Source organism: Xanthomonas sp. NCPPB 1638 (genome assembly GCF_041475635.2).
Taxonomy (GTDB): Bacteria; Pseudomonadota; Gammaproteobacteria; order Xanthomonadales; family Xanthomonadaceae; genus Xanthomonas; species Xanthomonas cucurbitae.
In genome coordinates this window covers 2,559,659-2,584,311 of sequence record NZ_CM192984.1, presented here as the reverse complement: position 1 = coordinate 2,584,311, position 24,653 = coordinate 2,559,659, and the positions used below count along the sequence as shown (strand labels likewise).

24 protein-coding genes, 3 tRNA genes and 1 pseudogene are annotated in these 24,653 nt (G+C 63.7%); 8 read left to right on the top strand and 20 right to left on the bottom strand.

Going from position 1 to position 24,653, the window contains the following annotated elements; translation table 11 throughout:
* Positions 1 to 353: 353 nt before the first annotated feature.
* Positions 354 to 734 (bottom strand): response regulator, encoded by a 381-nt coding sequence (locus ACCQ13_RS11250; RefSeq protein ID WP_104604976.1) that lies wholly within the window; start codon positions 732 to 734, stop codon positions 354 to 356.
* A 139-nt stretch (positions 735 to 873) separates the two neighbouring features.
* Between ACCQ13_RS11250 and ACCQ13_RS11245 the strand changes: the two genes are divergently transcribed.
* A tRNA-Leu gene (locus ACCQ13_RS11245) sits at positions 874 to 960 on the top strand.
* 164 nt (positions 961 to 1,124) lie between these two features.
* On the opposite strand, the gene ACCQ13_RS11240 is transcribed toward ACCQ13_RS11245, so the two are convergent.
* The 4 genes from ACCQ13_RS11240 to ACCQ13_RS11225 all read right to left on the bottom strand — a co-directional run bounded on the left by ACCQ13_RS11240 (position 1,125) and on the right by ACCQ13_RS11225 (position 4,175).
* Positions 1,125 to 1,200, bottom strand: a tRNA-Glu gene (locus ACCQ13_RS11240).
* 47 nt (positions 1,201 to 1,247) lie between these two features.
* Positions 1,248 to 1,323, bottom strand: a tRNA-Ala gene (locus ACCQ13_RS11235).
* A gap of 160 nt (positions 1,324 to 1,483) precedes the next feature.
* Complete coding sequence (locus tag ACCQ13_RS11230) at positions 1,484 to 3,847, bottom strand: Tex family protein (RefSeq protein ID WP_104604974.1); 2,364 nt, start codon at positions 3,845 to 3,847, stop codon at positions 1,484 to 1,486.
* Between the two features lie 100 nt (positions 3,848 to 3,947).
* Positions 3,948 to 4,175, bottom strand: a complete 228-nt coding sequence (locus tag ACCQ13_RS11225; protein ID WP_104604972.1) for a hypothetical protein — start codon at positions 4,173 to 4,175, stop codon at positions 3,948 to 3,950.
* A gap of 188 nt (positions 4,176 to 4,363) precedes the next feature.
* On the opposite strand from ACCQ13_RS11225, the gene ACCQ13_RS11220 reads away from it, so the two are divergent.
* The gene (locus tag ACCQ13_RS11220; protein WP_159407192.1) at positions 4,364 to 5,575 is read left to right on the top strand and encodes an NAD(P)/FAD-dependent oxidoreductase; all 1,212 of its coding nucleotides are present in this window, start codon (positions 4,364 to 4,366) and stop codon (positions 5,573 to 5,575) included.
* A gap of 57 nt (positions 5,576 to 5,632) precedes the next feature.
* Here the strand turns inward: ACCQ13_RS11220 and ACCQ13_RS11215 are convergent, their stop codons facing one another.
* From ACCQ13_RS11215 to ACCQ13_RS11195, 5 genes are all read right to left on the bottom strand, one after another.
* Positions 5,633 to 6,091 (bottom strand): hypothetical protein, encoded by a 459-nt coding sequence (locus tag ACCQ13_RS11215; protein ID WP_167526902.1) that lies wholly within the window; start codon positions 6,089 to 6,091, stop codon positions 5,633 to 5,635.
* On the bottom strand, positions 6,088 to 6,285 hold the full coding sequence (locus ACCQ13_RS11210) for a PspC domain-containing protein (RefSeq protein ID WP_104604966.1): 198 nt from the start codon (positions 6,283 to 6,285) through the stop codon (positions 6,088 to 6,090). The genes ACCQ13_RS11215 and ACCQ13_RS11210 overlap by 4 nt, the downstream gene beginning before the upstream one ends.
* A 114-nt stretch (positions 6,286 to 6,399) precedes the next feature.
* Positions 6,400 to 7,476, bottom strand: coding sequence for a class III poly(R)-hydroxyalkanoic acid synthase subunit PhaC (locus ACCQ13_RS11205; protein ID WP_104604964.1), 1,077 nt, complete (start codon positions 7,474 to 7,476; stop codon positions 6,400 to 6,402).
* Positions 7,473 to 8,606, bottom strand: a complete 1,134-nt coding sequence (gene phaE / locus ACCQ13_RS11200) for a class III poly(R)-hydroxyalkanoic acid synthase subunit PhaE (RefSeq protein ID WP_104604963.1) — start codon at positions 8,604 to 8,606, stop codon at positions 7,473 to 7,475. Before phaE ends, ACCQ13_RS11205 begins: the two co-directional genes overlap by 4 nt.
* Positions 8,607 to 8,661: 55 nt before the next feature.
* Entirely contained in the window at positions 8,662 to 9,276 is a 615-nt protein-coding gene (locus ACCQ13_RS11195) for a CDP-alcohol phosphatidyltransferase family protein (protein ID WP_167526901.1), read from the bottom strand.
* A 140-nt stretch (positions 9,277 to 9,416) separates the two neighbouring features.
* On the opposite strand from ACCQ13_RS11195, the gene ACCQ13_RS11190 reads away from it, so the two are divergent.
* Positions 9,417 to 10,175 carry a 3-hydroxybutyrate dehydrogenase gene (locus ACCQ13_RS11190; RefSeq protein ID WP_104604961.1) on the top strand — a complete coding sequence of 253 codons (759 nt, stop codon included), beginning with the start codon at positions 9,417 to 9,419 and terminating at the stop codon, positions 10,173 to 10,175.
* A gap of 225 nt (positions 10,176 to 10,400) precedes the next feature.
* On the opposite strand, the gene ACCQ13_RS11185 is transcribed toward ACCQ13_RS11190, so the two are convergent.
* The 3 genes and pseudogenes from ACCQ13_RS11185 to ppsR all read right to left on the bottom strand — a co-directional run bounded on the left by ACCQ13_RS11185 (position 10,401) and on the right by ppsR (position 12,632).
* Positions 10,401 to 10,889 carry an NUDIX hydrolase gene (locus tag ACCQ13_RS11185; protein ID WP_104604959.1) on the bottom strand — a complete coding sequence of 163 codons (489 nt, stop codon included), beginning with the start codon at positions 10,887 to 10,889 and terminating at the stop codon, positions 10,401 to 10,403.
* Positions 10,890 to 11,102: 213 nt separating this feature from the next.
* Positions 11,103 to 11,609, bottom strand: a pseudogene (locus tag ACCQ13_RS11180) (DUF1249 domain-containing protein); the annotation flags it as partial.
* A 201-nt stretch (positions 11,610 to 11,810) separates the two neighbouring features.
* Positions 11,811 to 12,632 carry a posphoenolpyruvate synthetase regulatory kinase/phosphorylase PpsR gene (gene ppsR / locus ACCQ13_RS11175; RefSeq protein WP_104604955.1) on the bottom strand — a complete coding sequence of 274 codons (822 nt, stop codon included), beginning with the start codon at positions 12,630 to 12,632 and terminating at the stop codon, positions 11,811 to 11,813.
* 143 nt (positions 12,633 to 12,775) lie between these two features.
* Between ppsR and ppsA the strand changes: the two genes are divergently transcribed.
* Both ppsA and ACCQ13_RS11165 read left to right on the top strand, forming a co-directional pair.
* On the top strand, positions 12,776 to 15,169 hold the full coding sequence (gene ppsA, locus ACCQ13_RS11170; RefSeq protein ID WP_159407189.1) for a phosphoenolpyruvate synthase: 2,394 nt from the start codon (positions 12,776 to 12,778) through the stop codon (positions 15,167 to 15,169).
* Positions 15,169 to 16,137, top strand: a complete 969-nt coding sequence (locus tag ACCQ13_RS11165; RefSeq protein WP_104604951.1) for a mechanosensitive ion channel family protein — start codon at positions 15,169 to 15,171, stop codon at positions 16,135 to 16,137. The genes ppsA and ACCQ13_RS11165 overlap by 1 nt, the downstream gene beginning before the upstream one ends.
* Before the next feature lie 162 nt (positions 16,138 to 16,299).
* Here the strand turns inward: ACCQ13_RS11165 and orn are convergent, their stop codons facing one another.
* The 3 genes from orn to mntR all read right to left on the bottom strand — a co-directional run bounded on the left by orn (position 16,300) and on the right by mntR (position 17,939).
* Positions 16,300 to 16,884, bottom strand: a complete 585-nt coding sequence (gene orn / locus ACCQ13_RS11160; protein ID WP_104604949.1) for an oligoribonuclease — start codon at positions 16,882 to 16,884, stop codon at positions 16,300 to 16,302.
* A gap of 72 nt (positions 16,885 to 16,956) precedes the next feature.
* The gene (gene tadA, locus ACCQ13_RS11155; protein ID WP_167527005.1) at positions 16,957 to 17,412 is read right to left on the bottom strand and encodes a tRNA adenosine(34) deaminase TadA; all 456 of its coding nucleotides are present in this window, start codon (positions 17,410 to 17,412) and stop codon (positions 16,957 to 16,959) included.
* Between the two features lie 59 nt (positions 17,413 to 17,471).
* Positions 17,472 to 17,939, bottom strand: a complete 468-nt coding sequence (gene mntR / locus ACCQ13_RS11150) for a manganese-binding transcriptional regulator MntR (protein WP_159407979.1) — start codon at positions 17,937 to 17,939, stop codon at positions 17,472 to 17,474.
* A 144-nt stretch (positions 17,940 to 18,083) separates the two neighbouring features.
* On the opposite strand from mntR, the gene ACCQ13_RS11145 reads away from it, so the two are divergent.
* From ACCQ13_RS11145 to ACCQ13_RS11135, 3 genes are all read left to right on the top strand, one after another.
* Positions 18,084 to 19,418, top strand: coding sequence for an Nramp family divalent metal transporter (locus ACCQ13_RS11145; RefSeq protein WP_159407978.1), 1,335 nt, complete (start codon positions 18,084 to 18,086; stop codon positions 19,416 to 19,418).
* A gap of 348 nt (positions 19,419 to 19,766) precedes the next feature.
* Entirely contained in the window at positions 19,767 to 20,894 is a 1,128-nt protein-coding gene (locus ACCQ13_RS11140) for a Cache 3/Cache 2 fusion domain-containing protein (protein WP_104604941.1), read from the top strand.
* 44 nt (positions 20,895 to 20,938) lie between these two features.
* Complete coding sequence (locus tag ACCQ13_RS11135) at positions 20,939 to 21,562, top strand: DUF8082 domain-containing protein (RefSeq protein ID WP_104604939.1); 624 nt, start codon at positions 20,939 to 20,941, stop codon at positions 21,560 to 21,562.
* A gap of 119 nt (positions 21,563 to 21,681) precedes the next feature.
* On the opposite strand, the gene ACCQ13_RS11130 is transcribed toward ACCQ13_RS11135, so the two are convergent.
* The 4 genes from ACCQ13_RS11130 to ACCQ13_RS11115 all read right to left on the bottom strand — a co-directional run bounded on the left by ACCQ13_RS11130 (position 21,682) and on the right by ACCQ13_RS11115 (position 24,633).
* Positions 21,682 to 22,356: a putative adhesin gene (locus ACCQ13_RS11130; protein ID WP_159407188.1), complete on the bottom strand. Its 675-nt coding sequence runs from the start codon at positions 22,354 to 22,356 to the stop codon at positions 21,682 to 21,684.
* 314 nt (positions 22,357 to 22,670) lie between these two features.
* Positions 22,671 to 23,369, bottom strand: a complete 699-nt coding sequence (locus ACCQ13_RS11125; RefSeq protein ID WP_116360864.1) for a competence protein CoiA — start codon at positions 23,367 to 23,369, stop codon at positions 22,671 to 22,673.
* Complete coding sequence (locus ACCQ13_RS11120; protein ID WP_116360865.1) at positions 23,366 to 23,557, bottom strand: hypothetical protein; 192 nt, start codon at positions 23,555 to 23,557, stop codon at positions 23,366 to 23,368. Before ACCQ13_RS11120 ends, ACCQ13_RS11125 begins: the two co-directional genes overlap by 4 nt.
* A gap of 80 nt (positions 23,558 to 23,637) precedes the next feature.
* Complete coding sequence (locus ACCQ13_RS11115) at positions 23,638 to 24,633, bottom strand: PIN domain-containing protein (protein ID WP_087910994.1); 996 nt, start codon at positions 24,631 to 24,633, stop codon at positions 23,638 to 23,640.
* Between the last annotated feature and the right edge of the window lie 20 nt (positions 24,634 to 24,653).

Sequence of the window (24,653 nt, the reverse complement as noted above, 5' to 3'; positions counted from 1 at the left end):
GCCCCGCCATGGGTGACGGCAATGACCGGCAGTTGTGCCAATGGCTGCCCGAAGGCCGCAGGATGCCAGCCACCCAGCAGCGCAATGCAGGCATCGTTATAGATGCAGCGCGCGTCCTCGCCCCAGACCAACACCATCGGATGCCGCGCATGCAGGCACACCGAGAGCGTGGTGCGCAACGCCGCCATCTCGCGTAGCGACGTGTCGGCGACATCGTCGGCCAGCAGCAACAAGCCGGCCGTCTCGCTCGCCTGGGGCAGCAGCCCCGCAAACGCCGCTGCGATCTCCATCCGGCGACCCACCCATGATTCTTCGTTGCCAGGATTCTAGTGGCAACCTGGCCGAACGCGCGCTCAGCCGTTGTTGCCGCTCGCTTGCCGCGCGCGCGACAACGCGGCAACCAGTTCGCTGGCGAGATAAGGCTTGGTGAGAATGACCCCGCGCTCGAAGCCACCCGGGATGCTGCCGCGGGCCACGCCGGTGGCCAGCACAAACGGAATGCCGCGCTCGGACAGCAGCCGCGCCACCGGCTCACTGGTTTCGCCGTTGGCCAGCCGGTAATCCAGCACCGCCATATCAGGCGCATTGGTTCGGATCAGCTGCATGGCTTCTTCGACGTGACCGACCGGACCGACCACGATCGCGCCGGCGTGGACGAGCTGCAGATCGAGCAGCATGGCATTCATGTCATCGTTTTCGACCACGAGCACTCGAACTTCATGCAACGCCGACATTACTGACTCCTTCACCGAAGCCGGCCAGTATATCGGGCAGGGTCGGCTACGGCGCTGCCGCCTTCGCTTGCAGCTGAATTCGTCAGGCGCATGGCAACACTGTTCGTTTCATTGCCAAGACGCTATACTGCGGGACCACGCCGAAGTGGCGGAATCGGTAGACGCAGCGGACTCAAAATCCGCCGCCCTTAAAAGCGTGTGGGTTCGAGTCCCACCTTCGGCACCAGGATACTGCAGTACCAGCAAAGCCCTTCCGGCAACCCCGGAGGGGCTTTTTGCTTGGGCGCGTTGCGACAGGCACGGACGCTCCACACCTTCATGCAATACGCGAGCACGATTCTGCGGTGCAGGAATGAAAAAAGCCCCGGCAATGCCAGGGCTCTAGATGATTGGCGTCCCCACGGGGATTCGAACCCCGGTGTCCACCGTGAAAGGGTGGTGTCCTAGGCCTCTAGACGATGGGGACGCGTATCAAAACCTCGTTGTCCAATCCAGACGGCCTAATGTCTGAAGTGGTGGAGCCAGGCGGGATCGAACCGCCGACCTCCTGCATGCCATGCAGGCGCTCTCCCAGCTGAGCTATGGCCCCGCGTTGCTGCTAGCCGGCAATCATAACGACAAAAAATGTCTTTGGGAAGTGATCGTTCAACATTTTCCTTGCGCAGCCGGTCGCATGTATCAGCACGCGTCGGTCGCCGCTGCAGGGCAACGCCGGCCCCGGCAATGTCACCGGGGCGCAACGTCAGCGGTCAGCTGCGCTTGGCGCGGGCGAAGGCGGCGGCCAGTGCATTGTCGGCCGGCGGGGCACTGCTGCGTGGCTTGCTGTTGGCCGTGGTCGTCCCGCGACCACCACCGTCGCGACGCCCCTGCCCTGGCCCGCCGGTGCCACGCGTATCGCGCGACTGCGCGGCGGCATCGGCCGGCGGTGGCGTGTCGGACAGCCGTCGGGTCAAGGCGATGCGCTTGCGCGCCACATCCACTTCCAGCACCTTGACCTTGACGATGTCGCCGGCCTTGACCACATCGCGTGGATCCTTGACGAAGGTGTCCGACAGCGCGGAGATGTGCACCAGGCCATCCTGATGCACGCCGATATCGACGAAGGCGCCGAATGCGGCGACGTTGCTGACCACGCCTTCCAGAATCATGCCCGGCTTGAGGTGCTTGATGTCCTCGATGCCCTCGGCGAACTGTGCTGCCTTGAACTCGGGGCGCGGATCGCGGCCGGGTTTTTCCAGCTCCTTGAGGATGTCGCGCACGGTCGGCACACCGAACTGGTCGTCGGTGAACAGCTCCGCCTTGAGTCCGCGCAGGAAGCTGCCATCGCCCAGCAGGGCCTTGATCGGCTTGCCGGTGTTGGCCACGATGCGCTCGACCACCGGATACGCTTCCGGGTGCACCGCCGAGACGTCCAGCGGCTCGTCACCATCGGCGATGCGCAGGAAGCCGGCGCATTGTTCGAAGGTCTTGTCGCCCAGGCGCGGCACCTTGAGCAGGTCCTTGCGGCGTTTGAACGGGCCGTTGTCGTCGCGATGGCGCACGATGTTGTCGGCCACCGTGCTGGACAGCCCGGACACGCGCGACAACAGCGCCGCCGAGGCGGTGTTGACGTACACGCCTACCGCGTTGACGCAGTCTTCCACGCGCGCTTCCAGCGCCTTGGCCAGGCGATACTGGTCCACGTCGTGCTGGTACTGGCCCACACCGATCGCCTTGGGCTCGATCTTGACCAGTTCGGCCAGCGGGTCCTGCAGGCGCCGTGCGATCGACACCGCGCCGCGCAGCGACACATCCAGCTCCGGAAATTCCCTGGCGGCGAACTCGGACGCCGAATACACCGACGCGCCCGCTTCGCTGACCACGATCTTCTGCAGCTTGGCGCCTTCGCACAGCGCAATCGCCTCCCCGGCCAGCTTGTCGGTCTCGCGACTGGCAGTGCCGTTGCCGATCGCGATCAGCTCCACGTTGTGCCGCATGCACAACGTTCTGATGGTCTGCAGCGACTGGCCCCACTGCCGTTTGGGCTCATGCGGATAGATGGTTTCGGTGGCCACCAGCTTGCCGGTCGCATCGACCACGGCGATCTTGCAGCCGGTGCGGATGCCCGGGTCCAGGCCCAGCACCACGCGCGGTCCGGCCGGGGCGGCCAGCATCAGGTCCTTGAGGTTGTCGCCGAACACCGCGATCGCTTCGGCCTCGGCCTTTTCGCGCGCCTGATTGAACAGGTCCAGCAGCAGGTGCATGTGCAGCTTGGCGCGCCAGGTCAGCCGGCAGGCGTCCAGCAACCAGCGGTCGGCCGGACGGCCGCCGTTGGAAATACCGGCATTGCGCGCCACCCGGCCTTCGGCGTACTGGTGCCCCGCCTCGGCATCGGTGCCCGGGTCCAGGTCCAGATGCAGGAACTCTTCGCGCCGCGCGCGGAACAACGCCAGCAGGCGGTGCGAGGGGATCTTTGCCAGCGACTCGGCATGGTCGAAGTAATCGCGGTACTTGGCACCGGCCTCTTCCTTGCCCTCGGCAACGCGCGCGCGGATGATGCCGTTATCGTTCAACCAGCTGCGCAGCTCGCCAACCAGGGCAGCATCTTCGCCCCAGCGCTCCATCAGGATAGCGCGGGCCCCTTCCAGCGCGGCCTTGCTATCGGCCACGCCCTTCTCGGCGTCGATGAAGGCCGCCGCCGCCACCTCGGGTGCCTGGGTCGGGTCGGTCAACAGCCCGTCGGCCAGTGGCTCCAGCCCGGCTTCGCGTGCGATCTGCGCACGGGTGCGGCGCTTGGGCTTGTAGGGCAGATACAGATCTTCCAGCCGCGACTTGGTGTCGGCGGCGGCGATCTCGTTGCGCAGTTCGTCGCTGAGCTTGCCCTGCTCGTCGATGCTGGACAGGATGGCCGCGCGGCGGTCTTCCAGCTCACGCAGATAGGTCAGGCGGGTCTCCAGGTTACGCAATTGCGTATCGTCCAGACCGCCTGTGACTTCCTTGCGGTAGCGGGCGATGAACGGAACGCTGGCACCTTCGTCCAGCAGGGCAATGGCGGCGCGCGCCTGGGCGGGTTGGGCACCGATCTCATCGGCGATGGTGCGGGCAATCTGCTGGGCAAGCTGGCTATCGTGCATGGCGGCGCGGGGCGACCCGCTTCACTGGAAAACCGCATTTTCGCAGTGCGCGCCCGCCGCGGAAACCCATTGACAGCGCGATGCCAAACCTCTGCCGCGCTCAGCGGGCGCGGTGGGCGTAGTGGGTCGCGGCGCGTTCGACCAGAATGCTTTCGTGCAGGGACTCCAATGCCATCACCCTGACCCGCCCGAGGTTCTTCAGCGGCACCATGCGTTCCACATAGACTTCCGGGCCGGCGTCGGTCATGGCGCGCGACTTGCTGAAACCGTAAGGCACCACGCCCTTGTTGCCATCCTTGCTGCCACCTACGTACAGGACGACCGACATACAAGACCCCCTTGCTGCACTACTACGTTAGGGACGCGAGCATACCCAGCGCGTCGTGAGGAGCTTTCCACGCACGTTAACGCCGGCTGTTTGCGGTTTGGTGACGGGCACAAGGCAGCTCGCGCATCACGGCCGCGTCACCCCGCCTGGCCGTCCAATCGCCATCCTTCCCCTCTGTAGGACATCGCATGGACCTCAAGAGTGGCTATCCGTTCTGGTCGATCCGCAATGGATTGATGCGCGCCTATCCACGCCTGGAGCAAGACACCAGCAGCGAAGTGGCGATCGTCGGGGGTGGCGTCACTGCCGCATTGATCGCGCATGAGCTGGTGCGTCACGGACACGAGGTACTGGTAATCGAGCAGCGCGAGATCGGCTGGGGCAGTACCTCGGCCAGCACCGCGTTGCTGCAGTACGAAATCGACACGCCGATGATCGATCTGGCCAAGCGGCACGGCTTGCCAGCGGCCGCGCTGGCGTATGGCGCATGCGCGCAGGCCATCGTCGACCTACAGGATCTATGCGACAGTCTGGGCGGCTGCGATTTCACCCGCCAGGACAGCCTGTATTACGCCAGCCGGGCGCGCGATGTGAATGACCTGCGTCGCGAGTTCGATACCCGCCAGGCACATCGGCTTCCGGTGGACTGGATCACGCGCCCCGCGCTATGGCACGACTACGGCGTACGCTCGGACGGGGCAATCCTCAGCCATCTGGCTGCCAGTGTCGATCCCTACCGGCTGTGCTACCGCCTGTTCGCCGAATGCGAACAAGACGGTGCGCGCATCTTCGACCGTACCACCATCGCCTCCGTCGTCCCCCAGGGCCCGTACGTCCACCTGCGCACCGACGAAGGCGTTGGCATACGCGCCCGGCACGTCATCATGGCCGCCGGCTACTCCAATCAGCAGTGGCTGTCGCAGCGGGTTGCGCGCAACCGCAGCAGCTATGCCTTGGTCACCGACCCGCTGCACGACCGCGAGATGGGAGCACTCAAGCACACCATGATGTGGGAAACCTCACGCCCGTATCTGTATCTGCGCAGCACGCCGGATGGCCGTGTGGTCGCAGGCGGCGAGGACGACGACGTGGATATTCCGGCGCGGCGCGATGCGCGCGTCCAGGGCAAGCTGAAGACGCTGTTGCAGAAGATCGGCAAGCGCATGCCCGATGTCAGCCTGCGTCCGGTGTTCTCCTGGGCCGGTACGTTCGCCGAGACCGCCGACGGGCTGCCGTTCTTCGGCCAGCACGTGGAATTGGGGCCACGCGTGGCCTTTGCCATGGCCTACGGCGGCAATGGCATCACCTACAGCGCCATTGGCGCGGGCCTGCTGCGGGCGCAGCTGGAGGGCAAGCCGCATCCGCTGTCGACGCTGTTCGGTTTCTCGCGGCTGCGCTGAGCACCGCCAGCCAACGTTCGGGTGCCAGCAGCGAACCACGTCACGGCCTTCGCATCATCAGCCGCTGCGCAACGTCCAAGGCCACCAGCCGCAGCCTTGCAGCGCATAGCGATCGGCAGCGCGCTCCAGCGGATTGCGCACGTGGATACCGCCACACAGCAGGTACACCGGCAGGAACAACGGCCCGAGCAGCATGTATTGATAGACGTGGGCACGTTCGTGATCGCCTAGCCGCACCGGCGGATGCTCGCAGCGCCCGGCCGCATGCGCATAGGTACTGCAGCGCAGATCCAGCGACGCGCCCTTGAGCAGGATCACGTTACCCAATGTCATCGCCCCGCCCGGCCCCCAGGGCCAGGCATGAAACACGATCACCAACTCCCGTGCGGACCAGCGTGGGCGTGCACCGAAACAGCTTCCAAGCGCGCCGGCCAGCAGGCCAAGCACAGTGTTGGGCAGCGTCCACAACGCGCCGACTGCCAGCAGGACCGGCCGGCCTTGCGGCGGCGGACTCAATCGGTTTGCGTCGGGATCAACAGCCACAGGATCAGATAGACCAGGATGCCCGGGAATGCGGCCGAGGCGAGCGATACCACCACGAACAACACGCGTAGCAAGGTGGAGTTCCACCCCATGCGGCGCGCAATGCCGCCGACGACGCCGGCGATCATGCGGTCGTTGAGGGAACGGGATAATCCGGTAGCGGCCATGGTCAGGCTCCTTGAACGTGACAGGCAGTCTAGAAAACCGCGCGCCAGCATGCCGTGACGGCATGGCCCGGACGGTGGACGCCCGCAGGCACGCGCCCATCAGCATCGACGGCATCAGGCAACAACGTCGCGCTCCTGCAACCAGCGATGGATCGCCACTGGCACCTCGCGCTGCGCGCGTCCGGAGACATAGATTCCGATATGCCCGCCGCGAAAACCCAGCTCGCTGTAATCCGCACTCCCCACCAGCCCACGCAGGGCGCGCGAGGCATCCGGCGGCACCAGGTGGTCATGTTCTGCGTAGATGTTCAGTACCGGCATGTCGAGCTGTTGCAAATCGACCAGCTGCCCGCCGATGCGCACCTGGCCGGTGACCAACCCGTTGCGCTGGTAGAACAGGGTGACGAATTCGCGGAACGCCTCGCCCGCCAGGTCGGGTGAATCGAAGATCCACTTTTCCATACGCAGGAAATCCTCCAGCGCCTGCTTGTCGTCGAGGATGTCGAGCAGACCGACATACTTCTGCAGGTTGAGCCGGAATGGCTTGAGCATCAGGTAACTGGCGTTCATCAGGTCCGCTGGGACATTGCCCATGGTGTCCACAAACAGATCCACATCGACCATGCGCGCCCAGTTGGACAGCATGTTGTCGGGGGTGTGGAAATCCACCGGGGTGACCATGGTGATGAGGTTGCGTACCTTGCGCCGCTGCAGCGCGGCGTAACACAGCGAGAAGGTGCCGCCCTGGCAGATGCCGAGCACGTCCACCGCGTCCACCCCGGCGTGCTCGCGCAGGTGATCCACCGCGCCGTCGAGGTAGCGCAGCAGATAGTCTTCCAACGTGAGATAGCGCTCGGAGCGGTCCGGGTAGCCCCAGTCCAGCACGTAGACATCCTGGCCATGGCTCAACAAGCCCTTGACCAGCGAGCGATCGGCCTGCAGGTCGACCATGTACGGGCGATTGACCAGCGCGTAGACGATCAGCAGCGGTGTCCTGGCCACCGGCGCCTGGTCGCCGACGAAGCGATACAGCACCACCTTGCCATCGCGCCAGATTTCCTCGCGCTCGGTGACGCCGTAATCGACATCCTCCACGCCGGGCAGCAACTTGAGACCGTCGCGCAACTTGCGCTGCAGCGATAGCGTCTCCTGCATCAGGTCTTCGGCACTGAATCCCAGCGGCCCCTTCATGACCTGGCTCCACGCGGCTTGCCGGCAGTGGACTTGCCTGCGGCCTTACCCGCGCCAGCGCTGGAGGCCGGCTTAGTCGCCGCAGTCTTTTTGACCGGCTTCGCGGCAGCAGCCGGCTTGCGCGCCGCCCCCGCGGCCGATGCCGCCCTGCGCCGCGGCGATGCTGCCGTCACCGGCTCGGCCTCGAGTGCGTCAGGTGCCCGCGCCTTGCCCGATGCGCTGGTCGCACTGCGCAGCATGCGCCGCACCGTCCGCTCCAGTTCGGCGATGCGGCGATGTGCAGCGTCCATTTCCGAGCGCGTGGGCATGCCGAAGCGTTCGCTGAGCTGCTCCACCTCTTCCTGCAGCGCGGCGCGCAGACGCATATGCGCATTGGCAAAGCCGCCGTAGACCGCGCGAAACTGGTCCGACAGCGCGATGTCGGCGTAGGACTCTTCGGCCGCCTCGATCCACAGATCGAACAGGGCGCGCGCGCTGGTCAGCTGGCTGCCGCTGCTTTCGTGTTCGCCGAGCTTGCTGGTGAAGCGAGCAAAGGCCTGCTCGATCGCCGCCTTCAACTGCTCGCCATAGGCCTGCGACTGGGCCTGGAAGTCTTGTTGGGCACGCGCCAGCTTCTGCAGGCGTGCCTGGTGATTGCGGTTCAGCCCGAACGCGGGCATGTCCAGCCATGGCGCGTTTTCCTCCCGCCATTTGCCCAGCGCCTGGGCCGCCTGCTGCAGCCAGGGGTCGAAACCGCCGGGGCTGCCGCCGCGCAGCGAGCCCAGGGTCCATTGCATCAATTGCTCGCCCTGCCCCTGCACGGCACGTCGCCAGGCATCGGAGACCTCGTTGGCCGAGGTGTCGCGCCCGGCAAACTGCGCGGCAACCTGCTGCATGGTGCCGAACCAGTCGCCGGCCTGGCTACGGAAGCGGTCAATGGCCTCCTGCGCCTGCGGTGCGGCCTGGGTGGGCAACAGCTGCGACCACCAATCCACCGCCTTGCGCCAGTCCTGCGGGGCATCGCCGCCTGCAGGCGGCGGTTGCGCAGCGGCGCCAGCCTGGCCGTGACGCATGGCATCTCCCCAAGCCGCCCAGTACTGGCGCGCCTTGTCCTGAAAATTGCCATTGTCCGAGCCACTGCTTGCCATCATCCCCTCGTCGGTGTGTCCACCCGGCCATCCTACCGCGTGTACCGGGCTTTGCTGGTCAGGGTTTTGGGATCCGCAGCGTCTTGCTGATCATCAGCGAGCCGGAGACCGCAAACAGCAGCACCAATGGGTGGAACTGCCAGGGACCCAACTGCCACTGTCCCCACCACAGGGCCTCGCCGACACGCCCGGTGCTGGCGGCCACCGCCAGCAGGATCACCAGCGCCAGGCTGGTGGGAATTGGCGTGCCTTCGAAGTACGGCACCTTGTCCGCCTCGCCGGCGATCTCTTCGGCAGTCACGTTGTAGCGCGCCAGCCGGCTCACGCCGCAACAGACGAAATAGCTCAACACCAGCCAGTCCCAGCCACCGCGCATGCCGCAGGCATAACCGAGCGCAGCCGGTGCGACGCCGAACGAGATCACGTCCGCCAGCGAGTCCAGCTCGCGCCCCAGCGTGGACGAGGCCTTGCGCCAGCGTGCGACGTGCCCGTCCAGCGCATCGAACACGAAGGCCAGCGGAATCAACGCCATGCCCAGCAGCAGGTCGCCGCGATGGCCTTCCTGCAGGAAGCGCATCGCCGCGAAGATCGCCCCGGTACCGCAGAAGGCATTGGCCAGGGTGAACCAGTCCGCGAGTTGGAAATCGCGCAGCATCGAAAAATGGCGTTTCATGCGGGGCCTGAAGAAAGCGGGGTGCAAAGGGTAACGCGCGCGCGCCACGCAGGCGACCGTTGCCCCCGCACTCCGCTAGGCTGGCGAGCAGCGTGGCCGCTCCCGGCCGCGCACGCTTTCCCGACCTTCAAGGACACCCGATGCGCAACATCCTCATCACTGGCGCCGGCAGCGGCATCGGCGCCGGCATCGCCACCCACCTGGCCCGCGACGGCCACCATCTGCTGGTCAGCGACATGGACCTGGCCGCCGCCGAACAGATCGCGCAGCAGCTGCGCCACGCTGGCGGCTCGGCCGAGGCACTGGCGCTGGACGTGGGCGACGAAGACAGCATTGCGGGCGCGCTGGCCAGCGCATCGCGCGCGCCGCAGGTGCTGGTGAACAACGCCGGCCTGCAGCAGGTGGCTGCGCTGGAAGAGTTTCCGATGCAGCGCTGGGCAGTGCTGGTGGATGTGATGCTCACCGGCGCCGCACGCCTGACCCGCGCGGTGTTGCCTGGCATGCGCGCGGCCGGCTACGGGCGCATCGTCAACATCGGCAGCATCCACTCGCTGGTGGCCAGCCCGTACAAGAGCGCCTATGTCGCGGCCAAGCATGGCCTGGTCGGCCTGGCCAAGGTGATCGCACTGGAAACCGCCGACTGCGACATCACCGTCAACACCCTATGCCCCAGCTATGTGCGCACGCCGCTGGTGGAGCGCCAAATCGCCGACCAGGCACGCACACGTGGCATTGCCGAAGCGACGGTGATCCGCGAGGTGATGCTCCAGCCGATGCCCAAGGGCGCCTTCATCGAGTACGACGAGCTGGCCGGTACGGTGGCCTTTTTGATGACGCCTGCCGCGCGCAACATTACCGGACAATCCATCGCCATCGATGGCGGCTGGACGGCCCAATAACCGCACTGGTGAAATTTTCACCAGCCAGATTGGCAGCCTTGCAGCGCAAGGGCTGCCATTGGTTGTCCACAGACTTGCGCAGCGTCCATCCACAGGCGGTGTGGAAAACTGTGCGACGGCTCCAGGGGGGCTGCCAGTCGCTGGCCGGCGCCTCGGCCGCTCACGATGGCGCACCGCATCGGCTACGCGGCTTGCGCGCAGCGTGCTGGCGGCCACGCCATCCACTCAAACGCGCGAATAACTCCAGGACTGCATGCGCCCGTCGCGATACGGCATCACGCCATGGAACGGCCGCGGGTCGCCATCGAACACCAGCGGCAGGAAGTTGCGGTCGCCCTCCCACATCGGCACCTGGTCCAACTGCGCGAGGGATACCCACTCCAGCGTGCCTTCGGGATTGGACGCCTGCGGGATGCCGTCGAAGCTGCGGATCAGGAACACGAACCCCAGCCAATCCTCGCCTTGCTTGCCGAACCCGGGCCAGCTGATGGTGCCGCGCAGTTGCATGTCGCCGCACTCCACACCGGCTTCTTCGCGGATCTCGCGGCGCATGCAGGCCAGCACGTCCTCATCCGGCTCCACCTTGCCCCCGAGACCGTTGTACTTGCCCAGGTGCTGATCGCCGGGACGCGCATTGCGATGGATCATCAGTACCTGCGTGCCGTCCGGCGACAGCAGGTAGCCCAGGGTGGCGACAATCGGGGTATAGGGCATGGCACAGGATCTGACACGAAGCGCATCAGTATGACCGATGCCATGGCCTGGACGCAGAGGTGATCGCCATAAGACACGTCGCCTTGATGAGCCGGCATCTTGGGCAGCAGCCACACGATCTGCAGCCTGGCCGGCCGATGACCGAGTGGCGATCAATCGGCCATCATGGTCGCGCCCGCTACACCGACAGATGCAACGCAGCGATGGATGCCAGCCAACAACGGCCTGCGCACCCGGCCTTGGCGGAGCGACGTACCCGGAATCCAGCCGCAAGGTCGCCACCCCATGGCCGCGTTCGGCCAGATACTCCAGCCACTTGCCCAGGAAGGTGTTCATGCGCATGCGGTGGCTGATGAGCTCGGCCGGCGGCGGGAACATGCCCATCACGTCCTGCCAGCGACGGCCCACGTAGCAATGCGTGGTCTCCGCCTGGCGAGCATCGCGGTACAGGCGCACATATGCCGAGGGATCCGGCTCGCCGGTGACCGGGTCGCACAGATCGTAGGTCAACCGCAGCTCGACGGTGTAGCGGTGGCACTCGATCACATCCAGGCGCAGGTCCAGGCCATCACCGATCGAGGACACGTACGACCCCGGTGCCAGGTCGCCCGGTGCGAACAAGCGGGTCAGATGCTGGAAGTTCTCTGCATACAGGCCCATCAACCAGCCGAACCGGCTCAGGCGGGGAATGATGTCGAGTTTGCTCAAGGTCTGGGCCATGCACCGATCCTACACGCTGCGCTGCCGCACGGGCAGCATTGACGAGGGCCCGACGACAGGCCTACCTTGGCGGAGTACTGCCCCGCCCGATCGATTTCCCCCGGGCTGCCAGCAAGCCGTCCGACGAATCGCGGCGGCATCCGGAGTGCGAACGCGCCGCTTGCTTGCCCAATCCCGAATCCGGCCCCACCAATCCCGGCCTCAAAACATCTCCCGCTGCAGCCCCAAGGTGGACAACACCTTGCTGGAGATTTCCTCGATCGAGGTGTTGGTGGTGCTGAGCGAGGGGATACGTTCCATCTGGAACATGCGCTCGGCGATGGCCACTTCACGCCGACAGGTCTCGGCGGCGCTGTAACGCGAATTGGCGCGCCGCTCCTGACGGATCTGCTGCAGACGTTCCGGATCGATGGTCAGGCCGAACAGCTTGCTGCGGTAATTGCGCAGCCGCGGCGGCAGCTGCTCGTTGTCCAGGTCTTCATCGGTCAACGGATAGTTGGCGGCGCGGATGCCGTAATGCAAGGCCAGGTAGATGCAGGTCGGCGTCTTGCCGGCGCGCGACACCGCCACCAGGATCACGTCGGCCTCGTCGTAATTGAGCGCAATCCCGTCGTCGTGGCTCAGCGCGAAGTTCATCGCGTTGATGCGCCGATGATAGGTTTCGAAGTCCACCATGCCGTGCGCGCGCCCCACGCGCGAATGCCGTGGCGCATTGAGCTCGCGCTCCAGCGGCTCGATGAAGGGCGCGAACACGTCCAGCATCAGCGCACCGCTCTCGGCCAGGATCATGCTCAATTGTGGATCCACGCACGAATTGACCACCACCGGGCGCACCTGATACCGCTCGCCGGCGGCGCGCACCCGCATCGCGGCATCGCGCGCCTTTTCTGCATCATCGATGAACGACATGCGGTCGGTGACGAAGTTGAATCCGCTGAACTGGGTGAGCAGGCTATGCCCAATCGTTTCAGCGGTGATACCGGTTCCATCGGAGACGTAAAAGACCGGCCGGATTGTTGACATCAAGACCACCTCTTTGAACTGGTGTCCAAAACTTACGGGTTCATGCTTGTGCAGATTCCGCTGTGCGCTGCATCATAGCGGCTTCTTCCTACGGACGCGGCCATCCAAGCCCGCTCGGGCGATGGCCATACGGAGCATCGCGCTTGAACGAGAATATCCTGTGGTTGCATGAGCTACGCTTGGTCGATCTGGCCCGCGTAGGCGGTAAAAATTCCTCGCTCGGCGAGATGATCGGCAACTTGGCCGGGTTGGGCGTTTCGGTACCCGGTGGATATGCGACCACTGCCGAGGCATTCAAGGACTTCATTGCCCACAACGACCTGTCCAAGCGCATCTTCGACAAGCTCGAAACGCTGGATGTGGAGGACGTCAATGCCCTCACTGTCGCCGGCAAGGAAATTCGCGGCTGGGTGATCGATGCCCCGCTGCAGCCGGAGCTGGACCGCGACATCCGCACCGCCTACGAAAAACTCTGCGCCGAAAACGGCGGCGGCGACGTGGCCGTGGCAGTGCGCTCCTCCGCCACCGCCGAGGACCTGCCCGACGCATCGTTCGCGGGCCAGCAGGAGACCTTCCTCAACGTGACCGGCGCCGACGACGTCGTGCACAAAGTCAAGGAAGTGTTCGCCAGCCTCTACAACGACCGTGCGATCGCCTACCGCGTGCACCACGGCTTCAAGCACGAGGACGTGTTCCTGTCGGCCGGCGTGCAGTTGATGGTGCGCTCGGGCGTGGGTTCGTCGGGCGTGCTGTTCACGCTGGACACCGAATCCGGCTTCCGCGACGTGGTGTTCGTCACCTCCAGCTTTGGCCTGGGCGAAATGGTCGTGCAAGGCGCGGTCAACCCGGACGAGTTCTACGTCTACAAACCCACCTTGACTGCGGGCAATCCGGCGATCCTGCGCCGCTCACTGGGTAGCAAGGCCATTCGCATGGTGTATTCGGATGTGCCCGGTGAACGCGTGCGCATCGAAGACACCCCGGCGGAGCTGCGCGGCACCTTCTCGATCAGCGATGAAGACGTGCAGGAGCTTTCCAAGCAGGCCCTGGTGATCGAAAAGCATTATGGCCGCCCGATGGATATCGAGTGGGCCAAGGACGGGGTCAGCGGCAAGCTGTTCATTGTGCAGGCGCGCCCGGAGACGGTGAAGTCGCGCAGCCACGCCACCCAGATCGAGCGCTTCTCGCTGGATGCCAAGGACGCCAAGATCCTGGTCGAAGGCCGCGCAGTGGGCGCAAAGATCGGCAGCGGCGTGGCACGCGTGGTGCGCTCGCTGGACGACATGAGCCGCGTGCAGGCCGGCGACGTGCTGATCGCCGACATGACCGACCCCGACTGGGAGCCGGTGATGAAGCGCGCCTCGGCCATTGTCACCAATCGCGGTGGCCGCACCTGCCACGCCGCGATCATCGCGCGCGAGTTGGGCGTGCCGGCCGTGGTCGGCTCGGGCAATGCCACCGACATCATCAGCGATGGACAGCAGGTCACCGTGAGCTGCGCCGAGGGCGACACCGGCTTCATCTACGACGGCCTGCTGCCGTTCGAGCGCACCACCACCGATCTGGGCAACATGCCGCCTGCCCCGCTCAAGATCATGATGAACGTGGCCAACCCGGAGCGGGCCTTCGACTTCGGCCAGTTGCCCAACGCCGGCATTGGCCTGGCGCGCCTGGAGATGATCATCGCCGCGCATATCGGCATCCATCCGAATGCGCTGCTGGAATACGACAAGCAGGACGCGGACGTGCGCAGGAAGATCGACGCCAAGATCGCCGGCTACGGCGACCCGGTGAGCTTCTACGTCAATCGCCTGGCCGAAGGCATCGCCACGCTGACGGCATCGGTGGCACCGAACACGGTGATCGTGCGCCTGTCGGACTTCAAGTCCAACGAATACGCCAACCTGATCGGCGGCTCGCGTTACGAGCCGCATGAAGAGAACCCGATGATCGGCTTCCGCGGCGCCAGCCGTTATGTCGATCCGTCCTTCACCAAGGCCTTTGCGCTGGAGTGCAAGGCGGTGCTGAAGGTGCGCAACGAGATGGGCCTGGACAACCTCTGGGTGATGATTCCGTTCGTGCGCACGCTGGAAGAAGGCCGCAAGGTGATCGAGGTGCTGGAGCAGAACGGGCTCAAGCAAGGCGCCGGTGCTGATGGAAAGCCGGGCCTGAAGATCATCATGATGTGCGAGCTGCCGTCCAACGCGCTGCTGGCCGATGAGTTCCTGGACATCTTCGACGGTTTCTCGATCGGCTCCAACGACCTGACCCAGCTCACCCTGGGCCTGGACCGCGACTCGTCGATCGTGGCGCATCTGTTCGACGAGAGAAACCCGGCGGTGAAGAAGCTGCTATCGATGGCGATCAAGTCGGCGCGCGCCAAGGGCAAGTACGTGGGCATTTGCGGTCAGGGGCCTTCGGATCACCCGGAACTGGCTGAGTGGTTGATGCAGGAAGGCATCGAATCGGTGTCGCTGAATCCTGACACCGTGGTCGATACCTGGCTGCGCCTGGCCAAGCTCAAGAGCGAGAGCTGATGGGAGTGTTGGGTGCAATGATGGCCGCCGCTGCGGGAGCAGCGGCGGCCACGACCAAGACCGTGGTGGTCGCCCCCCAGGCGCCCACTGGCTGGGACAAGGTGGACTGGGCGCAAATCCTGCTGGACTGGGGGGTTGCGCTGGTCATCCTGGTGGTGGGCATGTGGCTGGCCAAGCAGCTCAGCCAGTGGCTGCATCGTGCACTGACGCGCGCCCGTGTCGAAATCACGCTGACCAACTTCCTGCGCAACGTCGCGTACGCGTTACTGCTGGTACTGGTATTTGTCAGCACCCTCAGCAAGATCGGCGTACCGCCGACGTCGTTGATCGCGGTACTGGGCGCGGCAGGTCTGGCGGTCGGCCTGGCGTTGAAGGACTCGCTGTCCAACATCGCTGCCGGGGTCATGCTGATCGTGTTGCGGCCGATGCGCGATGGCGACCATGTGGTGATTGCCGGGCAGGAAGGCATTGTCGATGAGATCCGGATCTTCCAGACCCGGCTGCGGGCCTTCGACGATCGCATGATTACCCTGCCCAACAGCACCATTTCCACGGCGCCCATCATCAACTACAGCACCCTGCCCAACCGCCGGCTGGACGTGACGGTGGGCGTGGGCTACGACGACGACCTGAAGAAAGCCCAGCAGTTGTTGCTGCAGATTGCCAAGGACAACCCTCACGTACTGGACTCGCCCGCGCCATTCGTGCAGGTGACCAATCTGGGCGAGAGCACGGTCGACCTGATGCTGTTCGCCTATTCCACCAATGCGGACTTCGGCGCGGCCAAGAGCACCACGCTGGAGCAGATTCGCCATCAGTTGCTGGAGAACGGGCTGCATATCCCCTATCCGCAGCGCGACCTGCACGTGTATCACCACGATGCCGACGGCAAGCCGATCTCCGATCTGCTGATCAAAGGCATCACCGACGATGGCGACCTCGCCAAGGGGCCATCGCTGGCACGGTGAGGTTGACAAGCTGAGAGACAAAAGGCCGCATCGAAGGATGCGGCCTTTTCTGTTCGTCAGCCCTGATCCGGGGCGAGTCGCAGGCTTGCGCCCTGCCCGATGTTCCCAGATGGCTCAGTACGGCGATCGCCCGCGTGAGATCACCGACAGTGATCGTGACGCTCAGCCTTCCAACTCGGCGGCGGTATCGCCACCCAGTGCCCCCATGAACTGCCGGTAGTGGCGCAGCTCGGCGATGGAATCGCGCACGTCGCTCAGCGCGGTATGCGCCGAACTCTTGGCAAAGCCATTGGCCACGGCCGGTGCCCAGCGCCGCGCCAGTTCCTTGATGGTGGACACGTCCAGGTTGCGGTAGTGGAAGTAGCGCTCCAGGCGCGACATCTGGCGGTGCAGGAAGCGGCGATCCTGGCAGATCGAGTTGCCGCACATCGGCGAAGCGCCGGCGCGGATCCACTCGTTCAAGAACGCCACGGTCTGCGCCTCGGCCTGTGCGTGGGTGACCTGGCTGTCCAGAACGCGCTGCCACAAGCCCGAACGGCGATGCTGGTTGCGGTTCCACTCGTCCATCGCCTCCAGCGTTTCCAGCGGATGGGCGATGGCCAGTTCCGGCCCTTCGGCAAGCACGTTCAACTGCGCATCGGTCACGATGGTGGCGATCTCGATGATCGAGTCCTGGTCGGTGTCCAGGCCGGTCATTTCCAGATCGATCCAGATCAGTCGGTCGTTGCCTGCAAGGGTGTCTGCCATATCGCCGTCCTGTGGATGGCCGTCGCCGGCCGGGTGCTGGAAAGGGCGCGCATCATACCGCGCCCATGTGGCTCACGGCAGCAGCGGCGGCTTGCCGCGCTTTGCCCGAAAGTAATTGGTCAGCCGCAGGCTCGCCTCGGCCGCAAGGACCCCGCCGGCCACCTGCACGCGGTGGTTGTGGCGCGGGTCGGCCAGCAGGTCGAACACGCTGCCGCAGGCACCGGTCTTGGGGTCGCTGGCAGCGAACACCACTCGCGCGATGCGCGCATGGATCATCGCCATGGCGCACATCGCACACGGCTCCAGGGTGACGTACAGCGTGCAGCCGAGCAGGCGGTGATTGGTCAGCCGGCGCCCGGCTTCGCGCATCGCCACGATCTCGGCATGCGCGCTGGGGTCGTGGCTGGCGATGTTGAAATTCCAGCCCTCGCCCAGTACCTGGCCCTGGGCATCGATCAGCACCGCGCCAACCGGGATCTCGTCAAAGTCACGCTCGGCACGCTCGGCTAGCTGCAAGGCATGCTGCATCCACTGCCGGTCCAGCCGCAGCTGCGGCGCATCGTCGATGCTGCAATCGGGCGACACGCTCACGCCGCTCCGCCGGCCTGGCGATCCAGGAACGCGGCGAAGGCAGCCACCGTGGCCTCGCTGACATGGTGCTCGATCCCTTCGGCATCGCGACGTGCGGTGGCCTGGTCGATGCCCAGCGCCAGCAGAAAGCGCTCGACGATCTGGTGCCGCTGCCGGCTGGAAGCGGCCAGCGCCTCGCCGGCCGGGGTCAGGAACACGCCACGGTAAGGGCGCTGCACCACCCAGCCATCGCGCACCAGCCGCTTGAGCATCTTGGCCACGGTGGGCTGCGCCACGCCCAGGCGCGCGGCGATATCGACCTGGCGTGCCTCGCCACCGTCGACCAGCAGATCGGAGATCAGCTCCACGTAGTCCTCGACCAGCTCGGCGCGGCGCGCTTCGCGCACCTGGCGGAAGCTCTCCATATGCACCTGCGCATCGATCAGGGACGGCGCAGCTGCCATCGTCTTCTCGCTCTTGCCCACCCTTGTCCTCGTCATTGCGTCCGGCATCGCTGCCCAGGCCCCTAGTGTGAGGCACGCGATCACGCATTACGATTGGATTCGCCAATGCTCAAGAGAATAGCAATTGCTATATCATCCGTTCGATCCGCTCCCGTCCGCCTTCCTATGCTCGCCGACAAGCTCGCTCCTGCACCGCCACCCGCCCAGAGCGGTGGCGGCCTTGGCGATCACCACGCCAGCGTCGCCGTGCCCCACAAAGGCCACTGGTGGTTCCGCCTGCTGGCCTTTCTGGGCCCGGGCTACATGGTGTCGGTGGGCTATATGGACCCGGGCAACTGGGCCACCGACCTGGCCGGCGGCTCGCAGTTCGGCTACCTGTTGCTGTCGGTGATCCTGCTCTCCAACCTCATGGCGATCGTGTTGCAGAGCCTGTCGGCGCGGCTGGGCATCGCCACCGGGCTGGACCTGGCACAGGCGTGCCGGGCGCGCTACCCACGCGCGGCCAACCTGGCGCTCTGGGGACTGTGCGAGCTGGCGATCATCGCCTGCGACCTGGCCGAGGTGATCGGCACCGCGATCGCACTGAAGCTGCTGTTCGGCATCCCGCTGACTCTGGGCGCGATCATCACGGCCGTGGATGTGGTGCTGGTGTTGCTGCTGATGCACCGTGGCTTCCGCGCGCTGGAAGCCTTCGTGATGGCCTTGCTGCTCATCATCTTCGTCTGCTTCGGCATCCAGATCGCACTGGCCGCGCCACCGATCGCGGCGGTGCTGGGCGGCTTCATCCCGCACGCACAGGTGGTGACCGACCCGCAGGCGCTGTATCTGGCGATCGGCATCATCGGCGCGACGGTGATGCCGCATAACCTGTATCTGCATTCCTCGATCGTGCAGACGCGTGCGTATCCGCGCACAGATGCGGGGCGCCGCTCGGCCTTGCGCTGGGCGGTTACGGACAGCACAGTGGCGCTGATGTTCGCGTTGTTCATCAACGCGGCCATCCTGATCCTGGCCGCGGCAGTGTTCCATGCGCAAGGACGCACCGACGTACAGGAGATCGAGCAGGCGCATGCCCTGCTCGCGCCGATGCTGGGCGTAGGCCTGGCCTCGACCTTGTTCGCGGTCGCCCTGCTCGCCTCCGGCGTCAATTCCACCGTGACCGCGACCCTGGCCGGGCAGATCGTGATGGAAGGTTTCCTGCAACTGCGCCTCGCACCCTGGCTACGCCGCCTGGTCACCCGCAGTATCGCCATCGTGCCGGTGCTGGTGGTGACCTGGTTGTATGGCGAGGCCGGCACGGCGCGGCTGTTGGTACTGAGCCAGGTGGTGCTGTCGATGCAGTTGCCGTTTGCGGTGATCCCACTGGTGCGCTTCGTCTCCGACCGGCAGCTGATGCGCGCACTGGTGGCACCGGCCTGGCTGGTCCGGCTGGCCTGGCTGATTGCCGCGATCATCGTGTGCCTGAACTTGAAACTCCTATGCGACATCGCGCTCGGCTGAGCCGATCGTGCGTCGACATCACGCAGAAGCAATCCGAACAGGTGCATCGACGAGCTTGCGCAGTATCGAACCATGGCTCAGCACGATGGCTTGGGCAGCATCTGCGCTCCTTGCCGCTACCAGTGCGGTTGCTTCCGGCGGGTCTACCACCCCCACTCCACTTGCGCGATGGCGAGCATAACGCCCGCGCACGCTCCCCCAACCCCATCGACTTGGGCTATCGTATCCCCAGCTGAAGGCTATGGGGACAGCTTCAGCATCGTCGGCCGCCGCCGATAAAAGCTACGCTGATCGCCGCACTGCGGCGGCACTCGACTCAATCATATAAACGCGTTCAGGGGAATTGCGATGCTTCGTCACTCTTTGCGGGTGCGCCTGCTGTTGCCGGTGCTGGCTCTGGTGCTGGTCGTGGTGTTGGCGCTGACGGTCATTCTGGCCATTACCGAAGCCAATCGGGTCAGGTTCGAAACCGGCGAATCCATCGAGCGCCAGTCGGTGTCCTTGCAGACCTTGTTCGCAGTCACCCGCTCGATGATGCTGGACCGCGTGCACTCCTCCATGCGCCAGCTGCGCAGGGATGCCAATGCACAGGGTGCGCCGAGCCTGGGCAACGAGGTGCGTGTTGCCAACCGCAATGCCAACGATCTGTTGCTGGGCCAGCGCTCGCAGGCCAACGTCTTCACCATGCTCGACGACGTCACCTCGATTCACGAAGGCACCGCCACGCTGTTTTCGCGTACCGGCGAGGACTTCGTGCGCATCTCCACCAACGTCAAGAAGGACGACGGCAGCCGCGCCATCGGCACCGTGCTCGACCCTGCCGGCCAGGCGTCCGCCAAGCTGCGCAGCGGCGAAAGCTTCTATGGCGTGGTCGACATCCTGGGCAACCCCTACGTGACCGGCTACGAGCCAATCGTCGCCGGCAATGACAAGCGTGTCATCGGCGCCTGGTACGTGGGCTACAAGGCCGACACCCAAGCACTGGAAAACGTGGTCAGCAGCCGCCGCGTGCTCGACTCAGGCTTCATCGCCGTGTTCGACAGCACCAACAAGCTGCGCTTCCAGTCGACCACCGGTGCCACCACCGACACCGCCACCATCGAGCGCATCGTCAAGGAAACCCCGGACGACTGGGTGGTGACCAAGCAGGACGTGCCGGACTGGGGCTTCACCCTGGTGTCGGCGTATCCCAAGAGCGACGTCAACGGCGTGATCGTGCGTCAGTCGTTGTGGATCGCCGGCATCGGCCTGCTGGTCTGCGCCCTGCTGCTCGGCCTGCAGTGGGCCTTGATCTGGAGCCGCGTGCTGCGCCCCATCCAGCACCTGACCACCGTGGCCGAAGAACTCAGCCTGGGCAAGTGGAACCACACCATCACCGAGGTCAATCTCAAGGACGAAATCGGCACGCTGGCACGCGCCATCTCGCGCCTGTCCAACAGTGTCCGCCTGGCCATGGAGCGGCTCAGCAAACGCTGAGCTGCTGCAGACGCCTCCGTACCAGACGATGCTAGGAAGACGCCATGTCCAATGAATTCCGTCCGCTGATCGAGGTCCTGCGCGAACTCAGGGCGCTGGCATTGAAGAAGGCGTCCGGCTTCCTCTTCGTCGTCACCGAAGAAAACCATTCCTGCATCGTCCGCATCAACGCCGGTCAGATCGAGGAAGTGGTCTTTCGCATGCTGCGCAACGACGAGGCGGTGCAACGCCTCACCATGGTCGGTGCCGCGAAGGCGCGCTTCCAGGCCGATCCCGGCGCCGGCCTGGGCAAGCCCTCGCTACTGGGCGAAGACTCGCGTCAGTGGTTGATGGGCGGTTTTGAACAGGATCTGGGCGGGGCGCCGACACAAGCCCGCGCGCCGGTTGCGTCCGCCCCAGTTCCGGCGCCTGCGCCTGCGGCATCACCCGCCCCTGCGCCGTCAACCAATGGCGGCGCCGGCGCTCAGGACGCGCGCGTTCGCGATGCACTGGAAAAAGTCGCGCTGAACTATCTCGGCCCCATCGCCGGCATGCTGTGCGACGAAGCCTGGGAAGCGTCCAGCGATATCGAACAGGTGCTCAGCCAGCTGAGCGCCAACCTGGCCACGCCGCAGGAAGGCCAGCGCTTCATGACCGACGCGCGCGCCGCGCTGGCCAAGCTGCGCTGACGGCGGCCCCGCGCGTTGCGCAATCGCAAGGCCGCACGCGTCGCCAGGCGTCGCCTGTGCACTGCGGCGGCTGCACGCCCTGACGATTGCGCGCTAGGTCCTGCCAGCCATTGGGGACGCTACGCAATGAACGCGATACCAGCTTTCACAAACGCCGACATCAAGTAGCTGCCGCTGGCATCGCCCCGGCACCCGCCGAAGTAGAACCTGCGCACGCTGTCGTCGTGGGCGCACACCGCTGTGATGACCTCGCTCAACTGCACGGATTTTCCCTCCTTCCACCGTCGTCGCACGCTGACAACATGGGGCGACCAATCCCCCGGCTTTGCTTCGTCGAAGGGATAATCCGGGGGCGGAGCCGACTTCTGCGCGATCGCGTTGTAGCCCATATCCTTCCTGATGGAGTCGTAGCCGTATTTCGACTTCTCGACCCTTCCTGCGACCGTTCGCGTGCCCGAAAAGCCGCTACCGATGGCTTTTGTCAGAATGTAATCGGGTACCAACGACGACGGATGACGCTCGGGCACATGCACCTTGTTGTTCGTGTCACTGTCCTGCATCCAACCACTGCGAATCATTCTTCCAGGCTCAGATTTCACCCTCTCGCCTGGCGCACTGAAGAAATAGAGTCTGATGCCACTGGGAATCATGTATTGCCCATGCCCCCACAGCAATCCGGCGTGCCCCCAGATCAGGCACTGATCCACCCCTGGGGTGGAACTCTTGAAGAAATAGAGCTTTTCGCCCAGCTCGACTGGAGCCTTACCATCGTGCGCGCGCTCTTTCATCACCATCTACAACGTCAGGAGTAGATCCGAGGCTAGCTCCAATTCCACGCAGGCACCCGGCAGATCGTCTCACCCAGCAGCCCGATGGGATCGCAATCCCGCACTCCACGAACGCTTCACAGCAACTAAGACTACTGGAAGCGGATCATGACACTGCCCCCTGGCCGACCCACGACGACCAGGGCCTGACGATGGCCCACAAAGGACCGGATGTCACTCCCACTCTATTATCTAGAGCAATTAAAAATCATTTAAAATCAATGACTTATGAAAGACCGAGAGAATAATACCATTAAAAATACCATTGCAGCATGCTTGAGTTAGCCAAGATTCCAAGAGCCCCCTCGATACTTGAAGGCCCGATCAATGATGCCCCCCAGCCACAGAGGGATCGTTGCAGCCTTGAAACCGCCAAATTGGACAAGCAACTCACCTTCTGTGTCTAGCATGGCCACAGGAAGCTCAGGCAGCATGCCAGTGCCGATGCCGCCAGACGGGAAAACACTGCCGAAATCACGCTTCAAAAGCAGGCGAGACGTCGCTTTGCCTAGGGTCAGAAAGGTCTCTTTGCGAACCAGCCAGTAGCACTCTACTCCTGATGCAGCGTATCGCTCTTGGCGGCGAGTGAATTCGCGTAGATGTTGGTAGGAGCGTTGTAGCTCAATGGCAATTGTGCGGCCTGAGACTGAAAAGAGCACGTCAGCTTCCCACTTCTCGCCGCTCGGTGATCGGCCGGGAACCTCGTCTCGATTTTCAATACCCATGCCAGTTAAGGCGGCCATCACTGCGGCCTTGCCCGACTTATGCCATTTCGTCTCGGGCGCTGTGCTGCACTCGTCTGACAGGTGTGCGAAGAACGGCAGACCATTGATGCTTGTCTTGAGTACCGCTGGCGCTTTGCAACATGGCATCACAAAATCACCTAGCCGGGCGGCCTGTTTCAGCCTCTCCCACTCGTCGGAGGAGATGGAGGCTGCATCTACCGGCTTGCCGTCATGTGTCCAAGCTGCCTGTGTCATGACTGTTCCTCGGACGCGGAGCCGGGAAGCTTGTGGTCGATCATGAAGGCCTCGTCCATTTGCCGCATCAAAATAGCTAACTCGTCCTGATCGCCGCCGGAACGAACATCGGCAAGCAACTCCGCTGCATAAGCCGGATCAGCCCGAAAGTACTCGGCCATCGCCTGTAGATGTGATCTGTCTTTCATTTGATAGAGTTCTCCTGGCCACGTCTTGGTCTCGGCATTGCCCTTACCACAATGATAGATGTTTATTCGTTCGCCATAATTTACGTGTCGAGCATATCCCACTCGTCACCTAGTACCCATCGCAGGGCAGAAAGCTTCCCATTGAGCATACCCCATTCAAAGTCGCTCCAAGGCCCAGTATCCTCATACTTTTCTCTGACCCGCTGAGCTGCTACTTTTGCTTGGCTCAGGATATCTTCGTGGATCACATCATTGCCGTAGCGATTGGTTCCAGCGGGAACAACCTCTATATCACCATTATCTAAGTGATAAATCATGTTCATGTGACGGTTGTACCAAACCTTATCGAACAACTCGTCCATCGCTGACATTATTTCCTGAAGCCCGCGAGTTTCATCCTCCCAGGCAAAGCTATTCTCATAGTGAAACTCTTCCAGATCGAGGAGATCTTCAATCGCAGAGTTCGTAGAGTTAAAGAATATGGATGCGCTTCCATCGAAAATATCTGCAAAGTCTTCGTGTGGCTGCCTATGATCTTTTCCGGAAAAATCTGTGACATTATGTGTAACGAACCTGAACGTTTCATACTCGTTCGCGCGTGCTACTTTAAACTCTAGAAACAACTCGGCTAATACCGCGTCGGCAACACTGTTTTTCTGCTTATGAAACGGCGCTTTCTTCGCGATCGCCCTCTCTGCTGCCTTTATTTTAGCGTTATCGGAGACCGCAATTTTGTGGGCAGTTTCGAAAAGCTTTAGAACGCGATTTACCGTGCCCTGAGTCGCCTCCGAAAGTATTGGAAGCCGATGATTAACATCATCCAAGGCTTTTAGCGCAGCATCTTTTCCTTGGCCACCAAAAGACTCAACAGCAGATTTAACTACCCGAAACTCATTTGCAAGTCGCTTGCGTGTAGCCTCAATGACCCTATCTTTATTTCGCTCGTACTCTACACGTATCAAATCTGGAAGAAGTATTCTGATACTACCATCCTGTACCAATTGCTCAAGGGCAGCAAGCATAGGCAATTCCGCTTTCTGAGATGAAATATCAAGCCAAACGCAGGTATCGAGCATTATTAGGTGCAATATATTTC